General features: G+C 28.9%; 20 protein-coding genes and 1 riboswitch. Of the genes, 12 read left to right on the top strand and 8 right to left on the bottom strand.

Features of this window, described 5'->3' with window-relative positions:
- Positions 1–66 precede the first annotated feature (66 nt).
- The 12 genes from FVE73_RS07265 to FVE73_RS07210 all read left to right on the top strand — a co-directional run bounded on the left by FVE73_RS07265 (position 67) and on the right by FVE73_RS07210 (position 9,084).
- Entirely contained in the window at positions 67–1,251 is a 1,185-nt protein-coding gene (locus FVE73_RS07265) for a chorismate mutase (protein WP_018499091.1), read from the top strand.
- A gap of 41 nt (positions 1,252–1,292) precedes the next feature.
- The gene (locus tag FVE73_RS07260; RefSeq protein WP_018499092.1) at positions 1,293–2,012 is read left to right on the top strand and encodes a pseudouridine synthase; all 720 of its coding nucleotides are present in this window, start codon (positions 1,293–1,295) and stop codon (positions 2,010–2,012) included.
- A 173-nt stretch (positions 2,013–2,185) separates the two neighbouring features.
- Positions 2,186–3,001 carry a shikimate dehydrogenase gene (gene aroE / locus FVE73_RS07255; RefSeq protein WP_018499093.1) on the top strand — a complete coding sequence of 272 codons (816 nt, stop codon included), beginning with the start codon at positions 2,186–2,188 and terminating at the stop codon, positions 2,999–3,001.
- Positions 3,002–3,084: 83 nt separating this feature from the next.
- Complete coding sequence (locus tag FVE73_RS07250) at positions 3,085–3,906, top strand: hypothetical protein (protein ID WP_018499094.1); 822 nt, start codon at positions 3,085–3,087, stop codon at positions 3,904–3,906.
- Positions 3,907–4,005: 99 nt separating this feature from the next.
- The gene (locus tag FVE73_RS07245; RefSeq protein WP_018499095.1) at positions 4,006–4,830 is read left to right on the top strand and encodes a hypothetical protein; all 825 of its coding nucleotides are present in this window, start codon (positions 4,006–4,008) and stop codon (positions 4,828–4,830) included.
- A gap of 21 nt (positions 4,831–4,851) precedes the next feature.
- The gene (locus tag FVE73_RS07240) at positions 4,852–5,040 is read left to right on the top strand and encodes a DUF4250 domain-containing protein (protein WP_018499096.1); all 189 of its coding nucleotides are present in this window, start codon (positions 4,852–4,854) and stop codon (positions 5,038–5,040) included.
- A gap of 119 nt (positions 5,041–5,159) precedes the next feature.
- Entirely contained in the window at positions 5,160–5,654 is a 495-nt protein-coding gene (locus tag FVE73_RS07235) for a shikimate kinase (RefSeq protein ID WP_018499097.1), read from the top strand.
- A gap of 24 nt (positions 5,655–5,678) precedes the next feature.
- The gene (gene aroQ / locus FVE73_RS07230) at positions 5,679–6,134 is read left to right on the top strand and encodes a type II 3-dehydroquinate dehydratase (RefSeq protein WP_018499098.1); all 456 of its coding nucleotides are present in this window, start codon (positions 5,679–5,681) and stop codon (positions 6,132–6,134) included.
- Positions 6,135–6,144: 10 nt separating this feature from the next.
- Positions 6,145–6,579 carry a HutP family protein gene (locus FVE73_RS07225; RefSeq protein WP_026239087.1) on the top strand — a complete coding sequence of 145 codons (435 nt, stop codon included), beginning with the start codon at positions 6,145–6,147 and terminating at the stop codon, positions 6,577–6,579.
- Between the two features lie 39 nt (positions 6,580–6,618).
- Complete coding sequence (locus FVE73_RS07220; protein ID WP_018499100.1) at positions 6,619–7,293, top strand: HAD family hydrolase; 675 nt, start codon at positions 6,619–6,621, stop codon at positions 7,291–7,293.
- Positions 7,294–7,323: 30 nt separating this feature from the next.
- Positions 7,324–8,307 (top strand): dipeptidase, encoded by a 984-nt coding sequence (locus tag FVE73_RS07215; protein WP_018499101.1) that lies wholly within the window; start codon positions 7,324–7,326, stop codon positions 8,305–8,307.
- A 48-nt stretch (positions 8,308–8,355) separates the two neighbouring features.
- Positions 8,356–9,084, top strand: a complete 729-nt coding sequence (locus FVE73_RS07210) for a gamma-glutamyl-gamma-aminobutyrate hydrolase family protein (protein ID WP_018499102.1) — start codon at positions 8,356–8,358, stop codon at positions 9,082–9,084.
- A gap of 41 nt (positions 9,085–9,125) precedes the next feature.
- On the opposite strand, the gene FVE73_RS07205 is transcribed toward FVE73_RS07210, so the two are convergent.
- The 8 genes from FVE73_RS07205 to thiD are packed head-to-tail and all read right to left on the bottom strand — an operon-like array spanning position 9,126 to position 15,263.
- A complete protein-coding gene (locus FVE73_RS07205) occupies positions 9,126–9,743 on the bottom strand; it encodes a thiamine phosphate synthase (RefSeq protein ID WP_026239088.1) in 618 nt (205 codons plus the stop codon).
- Positions 9,743–10,876, bottom strand: a complete 1,134-nt coding sequence (gene thiH, locus FVE73_RS07200; RefSeq protein WP_018499104.1) for a 2-iminoacetate synthase ThiH — start codon at positions 10,874–10,876, stop codon at positions 9,743–9,745. The genes FVE73_RS07205 and thiH overlap by 1 nt, the downstream gene beginning before the upstream one ends.
- Complete coding sequence (locus FVE73_RS07195; RefSeq protein ID WP_018499105.1) at positions 10,876–11,649, bottom strand: thiazole synthase; 774 nt, start codon at positions 11,647–11,649, stop codon at positions 10,876–10,878. The genes thiH and FVE73_RS07195 overlap by 1 nt, the downstream gene beginning before the upstream one ends.
- Complete coding sequence (thiF, locus tag FVE73_RS07190) at positions 11,646–12,263, bottom strand: sulfur carrier protein ThiS adenylyltransferase ThiF (protein ID WP_018499106.1); 618 nt, start codon at positions 12,261–12,263, stop codon at positions 11,646–11,648. Before thiF ends, FVE73_RS07195 begins: the two co-directional genes overlap by 4 nt.
- A gap of 3 nt (positions 12,264–12,266) precedes the next feature.
- Positions 12,267–12,461 (bottom strand): sulfur carrier protein ThiS, encoded by a 195-nt coding sequence (gene thiS / locus FVE73_RS07185; protein ID WP_018499107.1) that lies wholly within the window; start codon positions 12,459–12,461, stop codon positions 12,267–12,269.
- A gap of 9 nt (positions 12,462–12,470) precedes the next feature.
- Positions 12,471–13,772 (bottom strand): phosphomethylpyrimidine synthase ThiC, encoded by a 1,302-nt coding sequence (thiC, locus tag FVE73_RS07180; protein ID WP_018499108.1) that lies wholly within the window; start codon positions 13,770–13,772, stop codon positions 12,471–12,473.
- A 20-nt stretch (positions 13,773–13,792) separates the two neighbouring features.
- Entirely contained in the window at positions 13,793–14,413 is a 621-nt protein-coding gene (gene thiE / locus FVE73_RS07175; RefSeq protein WP_018499109.1) for a thiamine phosphate synthase, read from the bottom strand.
- Positions 14,414–14,429: 16 nt separating this feature from the next.
- The gene (gene thiD / locus FVE73_RS07170) at positions 14,430–15,263 is read right to left on the bottom strand and encodes a bifunctional hydroxymethylpyrimidine kinase/phosphomethylpyrimidine kinase (RefSeq protein WP_018499110.1); all 834 of its coding nucleotides are present in this window, start codon (positions 15,261–15,263) and stop codon (positions 14,430–14,432) included.
- Positions 15,264–15,319: 56 nt separating this feature from the next.
- Positions 15,320–15,425, bottom strand: a riboswitch (TPP riboswitch).
- Positions 15,426–15,483: the final 58 nt, after the last annotated feature.

The raw sequence follows: 15,483 nt of genomic DNA, 5'->3' as shown, positions 1-15,483 counted from the left end.
AAATTAAAAAAGTTATGATATAATAAAATAACTTGTTTTTAAATAAGAAATAAAAAGGAAAGATAAATGAATACAGATAAAGATTTAGATTTAGGAAAAATTCGGGAAAAAATTGATAAATTAGATAGCCAGCTGGTAGAATTGCTTGAGAAAAGGCTGGAAATTGTGCAGGAAGTGGCACAGTTTAAAAAGCAGACGGGGAAAAGAATCTTTGATGAGGAACGGGAAAAGGAAGTTGTTCAGAAAAATTTAAAAAGAGTGAAAAATAAGGAATTAGATCATTATATTGAATTGATTTTAAAGGATATTATGGATTCTAGTAAGAAATATCAAAAATTTAAAATAGGAATTTCAACTAAATATGTAAATGATCTGAACTTACAAAATAAAAAGTTAGGATATACTGGTGTCCCAGGATCGTATGCCTATGAGGTTCTTATGAATATTTTGAAAAATAATAAAAATTTAGATATAGACAGTATTGAGGAAAATGAGAATATTTTTCATTTTAACTCACACAGGGATTTGGTGGAAGCGGTGCATACACGAAAAATTGATATCGGGATACTGCCAATAGAAAATTCCATTGTAGGGGAAGTTAGAGATAGCATTGACCTGATTAATACAAAAAATATTCATATAATTGGAGAAGTTAGACATAAGATTTCACATAATCTTTTGGGTTTAAAGGGAAGCAAAATTGAAGATATAAAAAATATTTATTCTCACGAACAGGCTTTTATGCAATGTTCACATTTTTTATCAAAGCACGAATGGCATCTTAATCGTATGACAAATACTGCAATTAGTGGAAAATACATTGCAACAGAAGGTAAAAAAGAAAATGCCTGTATTGCGAATATGAAAACGAAGGAAGTTTACAGGCTTGAATTATTAAAGAAAAATATTAATAATGAAGAGGAAAATTATACGAGATTTTTTATCATTTCAAGTGAAGATACTGTAATTGATGGAAGTGATAAAATAAGTATTGTAACAAGTGCAAACAATGAATCAGGAGCATTAATCGGATTATTGCAAATTTTTTACAAATATGGGTTAAATATGGTAAATTTAAAATCACGCCCAAGAGTAAATAAACCTTGGGAATATTATTTTTACATTGATTTTGAGGGAAATATGTCTAGCGAAAAGGTAAAAATGGCACTCGAGGAAATACGAGAAAAATCAAATTATTTACAGATTTTAGGTAATTATAAGCTGTATAATTTGGAAATATATTCAGATTAGTAGGATTTTATAAATAAAAATAAAAAGAAAGAAAGAATTAGATGAGATTAGATAAATTTTTAGCAAATTCAGGAATTGGAACGAGAAAAGAAGTCAAGGAGATTTTGAAAAAGGGAAAGATTAGTGTTAATAGTATTTTTATAAAGGATGGAAGAATTCATATTAATGAAAAAAAGGATATCATAAAATATGAAGATAAGGTTGTTGGTTATAAACCGTTTGTTTATATTATGATGAATAAACCTGCTGGAGTTGTTTCTGCGACTGAGGATAACCATCATAAAACTGTTATTGACCTATTAAATGATAAATATAGGACTTATGATATTTTTCCTGTTGGAAGGTTGGATATTGATACTGAAGGCTTGCTTTTACTTACAAATGATGGAGTTTTATCACATAATTTACTTTCTCCTAAAAAACATGTGAGTAAGAAATATTATGTAAAAATCGCTAAGCCGCTTAGTGAAAATGATGTGAAAATATTAGAAAATGGGATAAAGCTGGAGGAAAATTTTATAACGAAAAAAGCAAAAGTTGAAATAATTTCTGAAGATTTGTGTGAAAATGATGATAATCAAGTTTACATAACAATTTCCGAAGGAAAATTTCATCAAGTAAAAAGAATGTTTAAGGCAGTTAATAATGAAGTTCTTTATTTGAAGCGGGTAAAAATGGGAAATCTTTCATTGGATGAAAATCTGAAGCTGGGAGAATATAGGGAATTGACAGGAAAAGATTTAGATGAATTAAAATTTTAAAATAGATTTATTTGATAATTTATTCTGCAAGATATTTTGAACTCGTGTTAAAAGATAGAAACAAAAAAATTATTAGATTTCATAGACTTTTTAAAATGATTGATAAATAAAAAAATATTAAATAATAATGTTATAAAAATTAATATCAAGAATTCAGGAAGGAAAAGAAAAAAATGGAAAAATTTGGATTATTAGGAGAAAAATTAGGACATAGCTATTCAAAGGAAATTCATGAAATTTTTTTTGAGCTGACTGGGAAAAATGCAAGTTATAAAATGATTGAAAGAGAAATTGATGAAGTTGAAGAATTAATGAAAAGTATAAGAAATGGAAAGTTTAATGGAATTAATGTTACAATTCCGTATAAACTGGAAGTTATTAAATATCTTGATGAAGTGTCAGAAACTGCTAAAAAAATAGGAGCAGTAAATACGATAACTTTAAGGGATGGGAAACTTATTGGAAATAATTCAGATTATTTTGGCTTTCTTAAAACATTGGAATTGAATGGAATTGATGTAAATGGTAAAAAGGTGCTTGTTTTAGGAACAGGAGGTGCCTCTAAAGCTATTTATAATGGATTAATTGATAGCGGAGCGGAAAATATTTTTCTTGCGACAATTATAGAACATGATCCTTTTAAAGTCAGAAATCAAGACAGATTGATTCATTATTCATCAATTGCAGGACTTAGAAATATTGAATTAATTGTAAACTGTACACCAGTGGGGATGTATCCTGCAGTTGATAATTGCCCACTTGAGGACAAAAATTTGATTGATGTAAATGCAGTTGTGGATATTGTTTATAATCCTGAAGAAACTGTGCTTATGAAGAAATACAAAGCAAAAGGGGCAAAGGTGGCAAATGGTCTTATGATGCTTATTTCACAAGCAATTAAGTCTGAAGAAATATGGCACAAAGAGAAATATGATATAAAGATTGTTGAAGAAATTCATAAAAGATTATCAGAAAAATTATATAAATAAAGAGTTCTGATTATTGAATATACAACATTAGTGAAAAAATTAATAAAAAAATATAAAAAGAGTTAAGAAGAAAGGAAGATTTTATGTTAAAAAAAATAATGATAGGAGTAATTGTCGTTGCGGCTATTGGTTTTGCAAAGACAAATAAGGAAATAATTGATGAAGGAAATGTAAGGCAAAAGACAATTTTTGATAAATATTTTTCATCGGCTAATTTGAAAAGTGGAGAAGCTGTTGGAAATTCTGCATATTCAGAAGTAATGGCGACTTTGTATAGTGAAAATCGTTCATATTTTGATAGGGAATTTGCAAGACTTACGGGAAATAGAAGATCTAATTTTAGATCGATGTATGCATATTATAGTGATTATGTTGTAGAATATCCAAAATTTTTAAAAAGTGCATTTGGAAGTTTTTTAGAAGATACAGGGGAATTTCAGTCGTATTCTTATACAAATACTTATTTACTGCTTGAAACATTTAATTTGAATATGAATACATATTTGGAAGCTGAAAAGGATGGTAAAACTGTAGATGAGAATATTAATGCAATTTATGATTATTTGTATAGTAGCGGTGATAAAATTTCAAAAGAAGAATATGAAAAAATGTCCTCAACAAAAATGAAGGAACTTGTAAATAATGAATATGACAAACTGGAAAGAGTGCTAGATATAAGAGGAAATGAAGGAAAGGATAAGAAAAAAGCCGCATCTTCAGCAAAATCAAGTTTAAAAAAATTGAGAAAATTATATGGAAATTATGATAAATGGTTTGACAATTATATCGATAGTTCTTCGTTATCGTATGAAAATAAAGAAAAATTAAAAAAATTGGTAAAATTTGAAAATATTTCAAATATTAAATTTATAGTTCAGTCAATTGGAAATAAGCAAGGAAAATAATTCTTAGTGAGAACAAATTATCAAGGAGATAAATTAAATAATTGAAAAAGGATTATGCGTTATCCTTTATTAACGTAAATTTACTATATGGGAGTCAAAATGGATAATAGTGAAAATTTAGATGGAAAGAAACAAGAAAAAAAGGAAGAAATTAATGAAATTGAAACTTTAAATACTAGAAAGAAAGTAAATCAAAATGATATATTAAATCATATCGATTTGTCAATTTATAATGAACTTGACGATTTTGCTGCAGAAGTGCTAGATACTGATAATTTTTTGAAGTATATAGAGGCTAGAAGAGAATATTTATTTGAAGCTGAAGAAGCTGTCAAAAAGTATTTGGGAGAAGAATTTTTAAATGATTCTGAAAATAAGATTAGCACATTTTCAGATTTCTACTATCAATATTTAGTAAAGTATTCAGATAATTATTTTTATAAATTTGCAGCAAAAGGTTATACAGAAGGATTTAGGGAATTGCTTGAAAAAAAAGGTATAAATCCTGACAGCCTAAATGTAAAATGGGATAATATACGTTTAAAAGAACTAGAATATGACGAATCTCTTGTGGATATATTGTATTCAATTGTAAATTATGAGCTAGAACATCGTGGATATTCTATTTTTGGAATAAATATGGGATATGAATCAACTTTGTATTTTATTGTTCCAGAAAAGACTTTTTTAAGAATTGATAACGAGCCAGAATTGTTCACTATTTTTGATATTGGATTTTTAGAAACTATTTATAATGAGATTTATGAAGTTGTGGGTGAGCTTGGAACTGAAAATGTTAAAGTTGGAGATTTTTTAGAAAAACGTGGAAATGAATATTATACTTTATTTGCTGATTCAAGTAAAAATATAGTAATTGAGAATATTGATGAAAATGATGAATCAAAAGTAAAAATAATTTTATAAAAAACAAAATGAGGAGATGAAATGATAAATTTTGAAACTAAAGATATAATGTTGCTTTATAGTTTTGTAAATATGAAATTACGTGATGAATTTTTAGATTTGGATGATTTTGTAAATTATTATGGTGTTGATAAAGATAGTTTGTTAAATAGATTTTTAGAGGCTGGTTACGAATATTCAAAAAATGAAAATCAATTTAAGAGAATATAATAGATATTATTTAAATAAATATTTATTTTTATTTTTTAAATATAGCTTAATATAAATTATAAAATTTGAGTAAAGTGAAAAATATAAAAACTTTACTTTATTAGGAAAGTAGATGATTTATGAAAAATATAGTATTAATTGGGATGCCTGCTTGCGGGAAAAGTACGATAGGATATCGGTTATCCCCAAAAATCAATTATCCTTTTATAGATGTAGATAAATATTTGGAAGAAAAGGAAAGTAGAATTATTTCAGATATTTTTTTAAAGGAAGGCGAAGAGCATTTCAGAGAACTTGAAACAAAATATTTAAAAGAAGTATCTAAAAGACAAGGGGTCATTATTTCAACTGGTGGAGGAGTTGTCAAAAAAAAAGAGAATATTGATATTTTGAAGAAAAATGGGATTATTATATTTCTTAACAGAGCGATTGAGAATATTTTGGAGGAAAATCATGAAAATAGACCTCTTTTACAAAATATTGAAAATCTTTGGAAATTGTACGATGAAAGAATAAAATTATATAGAAAATATGCAGATATTATAATAAAAAATGATGATGATATGAATGTAATTGTTGAAAGAATAATTACAGTTTTAAAGGGAAAACTTTAAATTAAAAAATAAGGATGTGTAAAAATGAAAAAAATAATGATTATAAACGGGCCTAATTTAAATTTCTTGGGGATCAGAGAAAAAAATATCTATGGAAATGATGACTATGAAAGTATTTGTAGTTATATAAAAGATAAATTTTCAGACAAAAAAGTGAGAATAGATATTTTGCAGTCAAATTCTGAAGGAAAACTTATAGATTTTTTACAATCGGCATATTTTAGAAATTTTGATGGAATTGTAATAAATCCAGGTGCCTACACTCATTACAGCTATGCAATTTTAGATGCGATAAAATCAATATCGATCCCAACAGTAGAAGTTCATTTGAGTAATATTCAAGAAAGAGAAGAATTTAGAAAAACTTCAGTTACAGCAGCAGCTTGTATTGCTCAAATTTATGGAAAAGGTAGGGATGGATATGTGGAAGCAATTAAACTTCTTTTAGAAGAAGAAAGTTGTCAAAAAGATGAAAAATGAGGATTTTAAAATGGAAGAGAATAATAAAAGTGTAGAAATATGCAGAATAGCATTAAGAATGTCGATTTCTTCACGAGATGAAGAACGTAAATTGATGAAGGAATATAAGGAACAAGGAATAAAAACAGCAGCAGTAAATGTTGGTGGTGCAATGCCCCAATCTCGTTTTAAATTTATAGAAAGTGCATTAATGGCGGCAAAAAGAAATAATCTTATTCAAGATGTGCATACTCACGATGGAGCGGTAATTGGTGCAATGCGAGAAGCAATGAGTCAAATTGAGGCGATTATAAATGGACTTAGTGTCGGTGGTAAAATTGGATTGGCAAGAGAAGGTGAACATCTAGCTGTGGCGATATTTTTAAGTGTTGGAATATTACAGTTTAATGAAGTGATAACTTCTGTTGCTCATCGTTCTGTTTCAATACTTGAGAGTGAAAAATAATTGTTAATAAATAAAATAAAAAATAAGGAGAAACTTGCAATGGGGAAAAAATTTTTTGATGAAATTGAATTATTTCTATTTGATATGGATGGACTGTTATTTGACACAGAAACTATTTATGTAGAATATGGTCGTGAGGTGGCTAAAAAGACGGGTTATACGATAACAAAGGACATTGTGGAAAAAACAACGGGTGTTACAAATGATAAGGCAAGAATATTATTTAAAGAATCATTGGGGCAGGATTTTCCTTATGATGAGATGATGGGGAAAGTAAAGAATCATATATTAGAATTGGCTAAAAAAAGTGAAGTGCCTTTAAAACCAGGTGCGTTGGAACTTTTAGAATTTTTGAGGGAAAATAATAAAGAAATGATTCTCGCGACTTCTTCAGATTTGTTTATGGCGGAAGCTTTAATTAATGGAAAAGATCTAAAAAAATATTTTTCTTATTTTGTAACGGCAGAAGATGTAGTTCATGGTAAGCCCGATCCTGAAGTATTTTTGATAGGAGCAAAAAAGGCGGGAGTATCTCCAGAAAAAACTGTTGTATTTGAAGATTCTTTTAATGGAATAAGAGCAGCACATGCAGCGAGAACATTTCCAATCATGGTGCCAGATAAATTGAAACCGACAGAAGAAATTGAAAAATTAGTTTATAAGAAGTTTAATAGTCTGGTTGAAGTGCTTGATTATTTTAAGGGGAATAATTAAAATAAAAAATAAAGAAAGAAGGAAAAATTAATGTTTTTCGATATGCACGCAGATGTGTGGACAGATAATTTTTGGGAATATAAAAAGGGGAATAAAGATGTTATAAGAAATAAATATAAGGAAAAATTTTTGAAGGGAGGACTTTCTGGAGGAATTTTTGTAATTTATTTGAATGTAAATAAAGTAGAAAATGCTGAGGAATATTTTTTTGCAGATTTAAGGGCAATGACTGAAGAATTGCATTATGCAAAGGATTTAGTAAAAATAATAAAAGAGCCATCTGATTTTGAAATGATAGAAAATTGGGAAAACCTGAATGAAAAGGATAAAAAATTTGGAGTTGTGCTTGGAATTGAAGGGCTTCCTGGAATTGGGGATAAGCTTGACTATATTTATTTTCTGCATCAGCTTGGTGTGCGACATATTGGAATGACTTGGAATGAAACAAATGCTTTTGCGACAGGGCAAAGCGGGGATAAAAACAGAGGGCTTACACCACTTGGAATTGATGCTGTGAAAATAATTAATGGACTTGGAATTCTGCTTGATGTTTCACATGCAAATGATAAGACTTTCTGGGATATTGCAAAATATTCTAAAAAGCCATTTTTTGCTTCCCATTCAAATGCGAGAAGCCTTTGTCCAGCAATGAGAAATTTGACTGATGATCAGATTTTGTGTATTGGTGAACGTGGTGGAATGGTTGGAATGAATAGTTATCACAATTTTGTAAGTCAAAACGAGAGTGAAAAAAATTTGGAAATGCTTTTGAATCATCTGGAATATGTGGCTAATAAAATTGGACTGGATAAAGTTGGATTTGGACTTGATTTTGCAGAATATTATACGCCAGAAGGGGAAGAAATTTCTGGGCTTTCAGGATTGCACGATGTTACAGAGCTGAGAAATGTGGAAAAAGCCTTGAAAAAGAGAGGATATTCTCAAAATGAAATTGAGATGGTAACTTATAAGAATTTTATTGACTTTTTTGGAAGAGTGAGAAATTTTAAATAAAAAAAAGCAGATAAGTAGATATAAAAAGTAAAGAAGGGAATTACAGAAATGAATAACAAAAGAAAACCATTAATAGGAATCACTACTTCGCTGGAATTAAATCCAAACAGATTAAATGACCACAAAACAATAGTTTCAGTAGATTATAGCAAAGCCGTCATAAATGCTGGAGGAATTCCGTTTATTTTGCCAATAACTGAAAATCTTGAAGTTATAAAGGAACAGATACAAGTTTTAGATGGACTTTTACTTTCGGGCGGGGGAGATCCTGATCCAGTTTTATATGGAGAAGACTGTCTGCAGGAGGTTGGAAGCATTACACCGCAGCGTGATGAATTTGAGCTTGTAATTTTAGATGAATTTATGAAAACTGGAAAACCTGTTTTTGGAATTTGTCGTGGACTTCAAATTGCAAATGTTTATTTTGGTGGAAGTCTGTATCAAGATGTAAAATATACAGGCTCAACAATTAATCATATGCAAAAATGGCTTCCAGACTTACCAACACATGATATAAACATTGAAGAGGACAATATTTTATTTGAAATTTTTGGAAAAAAAGCAAGAACAAATTCTTATCATCATCAAATGATAAAAGATTTGGGAAATGGATTAACTTCGATTGCAAAAGCAAACGATGGAATAATAGAGGCTTTTCAAAACAAAAATCACAAATTCTTTTATGCCGTTCAATGGCATCCTGAAATGATGGCAGTCCGTGGAAACCAAAAAATGCAAAAGATTTTTGACAAATTTATTAAAAGCTGTGAAAAATAGGATTGTCTTATTCTAATGTAGAAAACACAATAGATAGTTCACTATTTCATTAGATTTGACATCATACATAGTCCAAAAGCTCCACTATTAATAACAGACTGGGAATTTCTTTCATTTATTCCGCCTATTGCAAATACAGGAATGTTTAATACAGATGATAGATTTTCAACAAATTTTAGTCCCCTTGGTTCTAAGCCTTTTTTACAATCTGTTTTAAATATATGTCCTGCAACTACATAGTTTGCTCCCAAAATTTCTACTTCTTTAGCTTCCTCAAGACTATGTATAGATACTCCTATTTTTTTATATTTTTTTATAAGTCCTGTTTTAATATTTTCTTCTAAAGACTTAAAAACATTATAACTTAAATGAATACCTTCAATATTATATTTTTCATCCAAGTTTAAATCATAATTTTGATGTAAAATTAAATTTATCTTATATTTTTGGCAAATAGGATAAATTTTTTTCACTAAGTTTAGATATTTACTTTTATCTAAATCTTTTTCTCTTAAAGTAAGTGCAGTAATCTCAAAATTTTTTAGAATTATTTTTTTCTCATAATCAGAAAAAATTTTTTCAACTTGCTTTTTAAGATTACTGTTAGCACATAATTTTCTGTTACTAATAATATTTAATTTTATTTTATCCATAATAATCAATTATCCTCTAAATAAATATAGTCGTTCATCACAGGTTGTAAATTTTCACTTTTTATCTTTTCAAATATTTGAACTACTGTTCTTCTATCTGCTATTTCAAACTGCTCGTCACCTTTTTTATTTGAACATCCACTATGAGCACCTATTCCTGTATCCACTCCTGCCGAAATTTTTGTTGCGGCTATTTTTATTATATTATCCCTAAAATTAGGCTTTTCCCTTGTAGATATTGTTATATTTGCAAAAGGTAAAAATAGTCTATATGCACATACAATTTGAAACAGGTCTTTTTCACTGATAAATTTTTGTTCTATTTTTAGATTATTGATAATAGGTCTTAATCTTGGACAGGAAATAGAGATTTCTGCATGAGGATATTTTTTTTGCAAGAGATAAGCATGATAACCTGTTGAAAAAGCATCTTTTCTAAAATCATCTAGTCCTAGCAATGCTCCAAAAGCAACACCTCTCATCCCCCCCATTAAAGCCCTTTCCTGTGAATTAAATCTATATGAAAAAACTTTTTTATGACCTTCTAAATGTAATTTTTGGTATTTTTCTTCGTTGTATGTTTCTTGAAAGATTGTTACATAGTCCGCTCCACAAGAATTTAGGTACTTATAGTCTTCCACATTTACAGGATATATTTCGATTCCTACATTATTAAAATATTTTCTTGCTAATTTACAAGCCTTTCCAATATATTCAATATTGGAATATTTTTCACTTTCTCCTGTAAGTATAAGTATTTCTTCCAAACCTGTTTTTGCTATTTCCTTTAATTCAACTTCTATCTGTTCAAAATTTAATCTAGCCCTTTTTATCTTATTATGCGAGTTAAAACCACAGTAAACACAATAATTATCGCAGTAGTTTGAGATATATAGAGGTGTAAACATATAGACAGAATTTCCAAAATATCTTTTTCTGCATTCTTTTGCTTTTTGTGCCATTTCTTCAAGATAATTTATAGCTTTTGGAGATAGCAGTGCTTGAAAATCTCTTGTGGATAAATAATCTTTATTTAAGGCTTTTTTTATATCTTCATCTGAAAAAGAATTGTAGTCATAATCATTTATTTTATTTATTACTTTATTCAAAATATCTGAGTTAATGTTTTTTAGTTTCATTAGTCCACCTCATTTAAAAATCCTGTAAGCGGTGAAGAGGCACAGCCTCCATTTTCCAAAACTCTTCCTACTTTTGCAAGATAAGCATCTCTTCCAGCTTGTATTGCATACTTAAAGGCTTTTGCCATTCTTGGAATATCATTTGCAGTTGCTATTGCAGTATTTGCCATAATTGCGGTTACTCCCATTTCCATTGCTTCACAAGTTTGAGAAGGTTTCCCTATCCCTGCATCAACTATTATTGGTAAATCTATCTCATCTATTAAAATTTGTATAAATTCCTTTGTTATCAGTCCTCTATTAGAGCCTATTGGTGCTGCAAGAGGCATTATACAGCTTGCTCCTGCATCTCTTAAATCTCTTGCCACATTCAAATCAGGGTACATATATGGCATTACAATAAAGCCTTCTTTTGCCAATATTTCAGTTGCCTTTATAGTTTCATAGTTATCTGGCAAAAGATATTTGCTATCTTTTATAATTTCAATTTTAATAAAATCTCCTTGAGTGCATTCTCTTGCAAGTCTTGCTATTTTTACTGCTTCTTTTGCATTTCTTGCACCAGAAGTATTAGGAAGCAAGGTTATGTTTTTAGGGATATAATCTAAGATATTTTCCCAAACTCCACTAACAGCTCTTCTCATCGCAACAGTTACCATTTCTGCTTGTGCATAATTAATGGCACTATTTATTAATTCATTTGAATATTTTCCTGAACCAAGAATAAATCTTGAATTAAATTCTTTATTTCCAAGTTTAAAACTATCTTTCATTTTTCTTCTCCTAGTATTAATCTTAAAACCATATTGGCTTGGTGTGCGGCACAGATCATAACTCTAGTTGACATAATGCCCGAATATTCTTCATAATCCGAATAATTATCCCCAGTCAAATAAAAATTATCTCTAACTCTTCTTGTAATAATTTCATTTGATGAGCCTAAACCAGCCATTCCAGATGCGGATATAACTATTTTATTTTTATTTGTCAGTAATTTTTCTATTGCCATAGCTTTTGTTTCAGCTCTATCAAAGGCTTCTACAATAATTTTTATATCTTTAACTATAGAAGATATATTTTCTTTATCCACTTTTGTATCCAGAATATCAACTTTTACAAAAGGATTAATTTCCTTTATAATATTTTTTATAGCTTTAGTTTTTTTCATTCTTATATGAGATATTCTATATTGCTGTCTATTCAAATTACTTGCTTCGACAATATCAAAATCTACTAATTTTAAATATCCTATCCCTGCTCTTGCAAGTAAAATCGCCACATTTGAACCCAATCCCCCCAAGCCTAAAATACAGATTTTTGTCTTTTTTAATTTTTCAAATGTACCTTTCACATTTCTTTTAAGCAAATCTTCTTCTTTTAAATTCATATATTAACCTCCACCAACAAAACATACGATTTCTATCTTATCTGTATTTTTTATATTAATTTTTTCAAAATCTTCCTTTTTTATTATATTTCCGTTGAAATCAACAACAATTCTATCTGTTCTATATTTATTTTTTGTTAAATAATCTAGTAAGTTAATATTGTTAATTTCTTCATATTTTCCGTTAATTTTTGCCATCTTACACTCCTATTTTAAAATATTTACATCTTCACCTGACATTATTTTTTTCATAGTTCTCATAGAACACATTTTTCCGCACATAGTACAAGTATCTTCATTTTCAGGAGTAGACTCTTTTCTATATCTTCTGGCTTTTTCTTCATCTATTGCTTCTGCAAACATTCCTTCCCAATCTATATCTGCTCTATATTTTGCCATTCTATTATCCCAGTCAATAGCCTTTGGAACTTTTTTACTAATATCGGCAGCGTGAGCTGCAATACGAGATGCTATTATTCCTTCTTTCATATCATCTAAGTTTGGCAATCTTAAATGCTCTGCTGGTGTTACATAACATAGAAAATCAACTCCAGCTGCAGCTGCTATTGCCCCACCAATTGCTGAAGTGATATGGTCATAGCCTGGTGCAATATCTGTTACTAATGGTCCTAGTACATAAAAAGGTGCATTGTGGCAAAGCTTCTTTTCTAACTTCACATTTGCTTCTATTTCATCTATTGCCATATGTCCTGGTCCTTCGATTATTATTTGAACATTTCTTTTCCAAGCTCTTTTTGCCAATTCTCCCAATGTTATTAGTTCTTTTATCTGACAGGCATCTGTTGCATCATTTAAGCAGCCTGATCTTAGTGCATCTCCTAAACTTATTGTCATATCATATTCTTCACAAATATCTAAAAGTTTATCAAAGTTTTCATAAAAAGGATTTTCAGCATTGTGAAGTTCCATCCAGGCATACATAAGCGAACCTCCTCTTGAAACGATATTAGTTATTCTTTCATTCCTTTTGAAAAGTTCTACTGCTTCTCTATTTAACCCTGCATGAATAGTAACAAAGTCCACTCCATCTTCTGCATGTTTTCTTACCACATCTAAAAATTCTTCTGCCTTTATATCCTTTAATTCCTTATCATAAAAGCCAATTGCATCGTAAACAGGAACTGTTCCAATCATTGCAGTAGACATAGCGATTAATTTTTTTCTAAATTTTTCTGTTTTACCAAACGAGCTTAAATCCATTATTGCATCTGCTTTCATATCTATGGCAACTTTTGCTTTTTCCAATTCTCTATTTATGTTGGGACAATCCTTTGATATTCCTAAATTTACATTTATTTTTGTAGATAAACCTGTCCCAACTCCTTTTGCTAAAAGAGAGCTATGATTTTTATTTGCAGGAATAGCAATTTCACCTTTTGCCACTCTTTCCATTAAAATTTTTTCATCCATAGATTCACTTTCTGCAATACTTTTCATCTCCTTTGTTAAAATACCTTTTTTAGCAGCTTCCATCTGTGTTTTATACATAATAATATCATCTCCTTGTATTAAATAAAATTTTTTAACATAATATTTACTGCTTTTTTACAATCTTTTTCTGATAATATTCCTGAAACCAAACATATTCCCTGCAGTCCAATATTTTTTAGTAAACTTACATTACTAATATTTATTCCACCTATTGCAAAAACTGGTATTTTTACACTATTTACTATCTTTTTTAAATCTTCCATTTCTAATTTTTTTGCATTGCCTTTTGTATTTGTTCCAAAAATAGCTCCGCTTCCAATGTAGTCTGCTCCTGATAATTCTGCTTTTTTAGCTTCTTTTGCATTTCTTGCTGTTGCTCCAATTAAAAATTTATTTTTTAAAATCTTTCTTGCCTTTTCTATTGGCATATCAGTTTGTCCTAAATGAACTCCATCTGCCTCAACAGCCTGTGCTATGTCCAATCTGTCATTTATAATGAATAATGCTCCATAATTTTTGCAGATTTTTTTTACTTTTAATGCCTTTTCATAAAAGTCTTTTGTAGAGCTGTTTTTTTCTCTTAACTGAACTATTTTTATTCCACCTTTGATACTTTCTTCTATACATTTATAAAAATCTTTTCCATTACAAGCTTTTTCATCAGTAACTAAATAAATTTTACAGTCTTTTAAATCCATATATTCCCCTTAATAATTAATAAAGTTTTTCTATATCAATATTTTTGTATATTTCTCCCATTTGATTTATTGTTCCAGCTATTTCTCCAAAATTTACTGAATTTCTTATTGAACATAAGACAAAATTCTTAGCTTTCTTAACTGAGTCCAGCATAGAATAGCCCTTAGCTAAATTAGAAGCAATAGCTGAAGATAAACTGCAACCAGTCCCATGAGTATTGTTGCTAGAAATTTTTTCTCCTTTTAAAACATATACTTTTTCTTTATTTATAAGAATATCCACTGCACTATTTGAAAGATGTCCCCCTTTAACAAGAATCCATTTTTTAGTAAAATCTGCAATTATCTTTCCATAAGTTTTCATTTTTTCTATGCTATTTATGTCCTCAATATTTTCATTTTTTAAAATTATTTTTACTATTTCTTTTGTTTCATCTAAATTAGGTGTAATTATATCCGCCAGTTTAAATAATTTATTTACTAAAAAGTCTTTTGTTTCATCTTTTATTAAAGAATTTCCGCTTGTCGCAATCATCACAGGATCAAGAACTATATTTTCTGCTTTATATTTCAATAAAGATTCATATATTATTTCCCCGTTTTCTTTAGTATTTATCATTCCAATTTTTATGGCAGAAACTTTTATAGTATCTAATATTGCTTCTATCTGACTTTTTAACATCTCTATTGAGACATTTTCTATCATCTTTACTTTCTGCGGGTTCTGTGCAGTTAAACTTGTAATAACCGTCATTCCATAAACTTCATTTGCAACAAAAGTTTTCAAGTCAGCTTGTATTCCCGCTCCTGCACTGCAATCTGAACCTGCTATTGACAATACATTTTTCATATTTTCCTCCAAATACAAAAAAAGTATATACCTAATTTGTATATACTTTGTAATCTAAAATAAACTTTCTTACTTCCTACGTTGGCATTATCCAAATCAGGTCAAAAGGTCAAGGCTCACATCCTTTTCTCAGTCAATTTATTGACTCCCTTGTAACTAGTTTTATTATTTAATTTTATTATATTTTATTCACACTTAATATAATAGCATATATTTAATT

The sequence above is a fragment of the Leptotrichia wadei genome (assembly GCF_007990545.2).
GTDB classification, from domain to species: Bacteria; Fusobacteriota; Fusobacteriia; order Fusobacteriales; family Leptotrichiaceae; genus Leptotrichia; species Leptotrichia wadei.
This window is presented reverse-complemented; position numbering and strand designations above follow the sequence as displayed.